At 37.7% G+C, this 3,564-nt stretch carries 5 protein-coding genes; all 5 read left to right on the top strand.

Features of this window, described 5'->3' with window-relative positions; all coding sequences use genetic code 11:
- Positions 1 to 1,536, top strand: a 1,536-nt coding sequence (locus Q384_RS12820) for a VENN motif pre-toxin domain-containing protein (protein ID WP_084224495.1), incomplete at its 5' end; no start/stop codon positions are given.
- Positions 1,533 to 2,039 carry a hypothetical protein gene (locus tag Q384_RS12440; RefSeq protein WP_037588726.1) on the top strand — a complete coding sequence of 169 codons (507 nt, stop codon included), beginning with the start codon at positions 1,533 to 1,535 and terminating at the stop codon, positions 2,037 to 2,039. The genes Q384_RS12820 and Q384_RS12440, both read left to right, overlap by 4 nt.
- Positions 2,032 to 2,757 (top strand): hypothetical protein, encoded by a 726-nt coding sequence (locus Q384_RS12435; RefSeq protein WP_156956590.1) that lies wholly within the window; start codon positions 2,032 to 2,034, stop codon positions 2,755 to 2,757. Before Q384_RS12440 ends, Q384_RS12435 begins: the two co-directional genes overlap by 8 nt.
- Positions 2,747 to 3,355, top strand: a complete 609-nt coding sequence (locus Q384_RS12430; RefSeq protein WP_156956589.1) for a hypothetical protein — start codon at positions 2,747 to 2,749, stop codon at positions 3,353 to 3,355. Before Q384_RS12435 ends, Q384_RS12430 begins: the two co-directional genes overlap by 11 nt.
- 21 nt (positions 3,356 to 3,376) lie before the next feature.
- A partial coding sequence (locus Q384_RS13730) for a hypothetical protein (protein ID WP_169740873.1) occupies positions 3,377 to 3,564 on the top strand: 188 nt, incomplete at its 3' end.

Raw genomic sequence — 3,564 nt, 5'->3', positions numbered from 1 at the left:
AAAACAGAAGTCAGCACAGAGAATTACCAAGAAGCCAGCGGTTCCCTGAAAAACAATTTTGATAAAGACAGAGTACAAGCAGAGCTGGATTTACAGCGCGAAGTGACACAGAAATTCAGCCAAAACGTCCAAACCGCACAAACTGAGCTGAATAAAAGCAAAGACGCAATTAACGAGAAGCTGAAAAATCCCGATTTAACCGCCGAACAACGCGCCGAATTGGAACAAAAACACGATAATTTGGCTAACTTAGGCTTATTGCTGAGCGTGGTTTCCTCAGGCTTAAGTGCGCCGACAGACAACTTAGGCGGAATACTGGCAGCAAGTGCCAGCCCCGTAGTGGCGCATGAAATTGGGCAGTTCTTTAAAGAACAAGCTGCGCAGAATGATGACGGCAAATTAACCAAAGGGCAAGAAGCCGCCCACATCGCCGCACATGCCATACTTGGTGCTGCGGTTGCCGCTGCTGGCGGAAACGATGCCGTCACCTCAGCCCTTGCCGCAGGTGGAGCGGAATTGGCAACGCCTGTTGTATCGCAATGGCTGTACGGGACATCAGATCCTAAAGAATTAACAGCGGAACAGAAAGAGACGCTGAGCAGTATTGGTGGGTTGATTGGGGCGGGTGTTGGTGCAACAACCGGGGATATTGGCAGTATTGTTTCGGGGAGTCAGGCGGCGCAGAATGCGGTGGATAATAATTACCTGACTAAATCACAGGCGCAAGTGTTGAACAATAAACTAAAGGTAATTGAAAGAGCGATGGCTGGCTGTAGAGATGCCAATTGTGTCAATCAACTTCATGCCGAGCGTGAAAAAATTCTTAATGAAGGCAGACAACTGAGTCAAAATAATGACAATTATGTCACTAATATCTGCGCCGAGAATCCCAATTCATCTGCATGTACAATGGGAGTAAAAGATTCTCTTGAATACAATGGTGGCGTTAATTCAGATATTATATCTTCTCGTAATCAATTAGAAGATCGCTACGCATCTACTACGAATATACTGAATGTATTATATAACGGTGATAAAGCAGAAGAGACATTCGTTAATCGAATATCTTCAATTGATGACAGAGCAAATTTCTTTGGTACTAATGATTATTATTATGACCAATCTAATGTTGATGTGAAGTGGTTTGGCACAGCTGAAGATGTAAGCCGAAATTTTCAAGGTTTAGGAGCTGATGGTAAAGTTTCATATATACCTTTTTGGATTCTTAATAAAACTACAGGTAATTTATATGAATGGCGTTCTGAAGCTGGTAATGCTTTAATGCAAGGAGGATTTGATAATTTTAAAAATCTTTACCAAGGAAACTATCAAAATTCTATTCAATGGGATATTAACCAATTACAGAATGAACAGAAAATTTTACAACCTATTCATGAGAAATATTTAACAGGAAAAGATGGATTCAACTTAATGATTAATGTCGTTAAAGATCTAGATATGTTGGATTATGACAGCCGTATTCGATATGGTTGCCGAGAAATGGGATACTCAGCAGGACAGGGATGTAAACCATGAAAGTTACACCGATAAAAATATTTCTGATATTTTTTAGTTTCCCTTCGGTAGTTGGTTTTGTTGTTACTTTTTTTGGAACATTATTGGGATCTTATAAACCAGTGGCATTGGGAGATATACCTACGGTAATTCGTATTTCAATAGCAATAGCTCTTATTGTTCAGCCATATGTAGGCTTTCCTGCAATATGTGTAGGTTTTTTTTATATTAAATTAATGAAAAAAGGATACTCAAAATTAAAGCAAAACTTATTATGTGGAATAGTTGGATATATTGCTACTTTTGGTTGGATTCTTATTGTTCTATTTATTATTTATAATAATAATAATAGAGATGATTTTAATATCTATAATTTTTCTACTTCATTATTTAGACAAGAATCAGAATCATCCGTTACATCTATTGATGGTACTTTTATTATTGCCTGTTTTGGCGGAATTTCTAGCTTTCTTATTAGTGCAGCTATTGGTTCGCTTTCTGAGGAGACTAATGCTCGTGAATAATTTTGGAGGCGATAATATTTCACAGGCAGCCGGTGTATGTCAAGCGGTACGAGAAAGCGGTAAAAGTCATGAAGAGGCGAGGGAAGCGGCTAATGCCTCTTTACGAGGTGAACTTCCTGCCCATGTTGGTAATTACACTACTAATGACTTAAATTCTAAAGAATTTAAGTATTATAGTGAATTATCTTCAGTTATATTAGACCCAGAGATTGCTCAAGTATGGGTAGTCAATAAAGATGAACATACTCATATAGGTAGTTATGCGTTACATACTCAAGATATACAAGATTTATATGATTTGGTAAATGCTGATAAAAGCGGTATTTCGATACCATCAGCCCATGTGCATCAAGCTCATGAAACTCGTGAACGTTTAGAATCTGCAAAAAATGGATATAGTCAACCAGGTTCAGGAAATCCAGCTGATTATAGTGTATCTCATGCTGCAGGCGTGCAGAGTGAAGTACAGATATCTGGATTACCCAGACCATTTACAATGGTTTCTTCTGGAGGAAAAAATTATGATGTAATATTTTATGACCAAGCTCAAAATACGTTTACTTACGAAAATATATCACCTGATAAAAATGGAGGTGTTATTGTAGATAGAGGATATTTGCAACCTGATGCTCAGGGGATTTATCATTTTACAGGACAGCAATCTGGAAACTCTCAGGGATATCGATTTGTTAATGGGGTGCTTCGTCGTGTATATTAAATTTATCCCTTTACTTTTATTATTCCTTTGGCATCCATTTTGTAATGCTAATGAAAATTTATCATTTGATGATCAATTTTATTTATCCTTGGCTAGGATTGAATATTGTTATACAAGCAAGCAGTTATCAATTAATAATGATAAAAATCAAAATGATATTTGTGGAAATTATTATTGGGGAGATCTGTATTTCCTAGTAAATAATACAACAATTCCTCCTCGATTTGTAACAACTCCCGCAGGAGGTGTAGACATTTTTCGAGGAATTAATGAATTATATGATGTAAAAATAGAATGGATTAATTGGCTTCTTCAAACTGACACTACTACATTAAAAAATAATTGGGAGAGAAAATATAACCCCAATGTAAGCCAGCAATTTTATGAGTTTCCGTGGATTAATGATCATGATAAGGATCCTAAACCGATTAAGATCACGGGAAATTCCCAGAATTGGTTTCTGGAATTGCTTACAAAAGCCACTATTAAGCGTGAAAAACCTAATCGCCCAAATACCTCTTCTTTTTGTGTAAGACCGGCTAAATTAATAAGTATTGATGAAATAACTTATTCTTGTTACCCATATCAAAAATTTTAGAAATTTAGAATAGGTTTTTCCGTGAAATGTTTCCTATTGCTTCTTAGCCTGTTCATTGTTGTTTACCCTGATTATACCGGCAGCCAAGTGGGCAGCTTACAAGGCAATACCGTCATCCAAGCGGGTAAAGACTATGCCCAAATCGGCAGTACCGTCTCCGCCCCCGAAGGCACCGTACACATCAGCGCCGACAACATCCGCATCGCCGC

It is taken from the genome of Stenoxybacter acetivorans DSM 19021, assembly GCF_000745895.1.
Taxonomy (GTDB): Bacteria; Pseudomonadota; Gammaproteobacteria; order Burkholderiales; family Neisseriaceae; genus Stenoxybacter; species Stenoxybacter acetivorans.
Note: the sequence above shows the minus strand (reverse complement) of the source record. Positions and strands in the feature narration are given on the sequence as shown.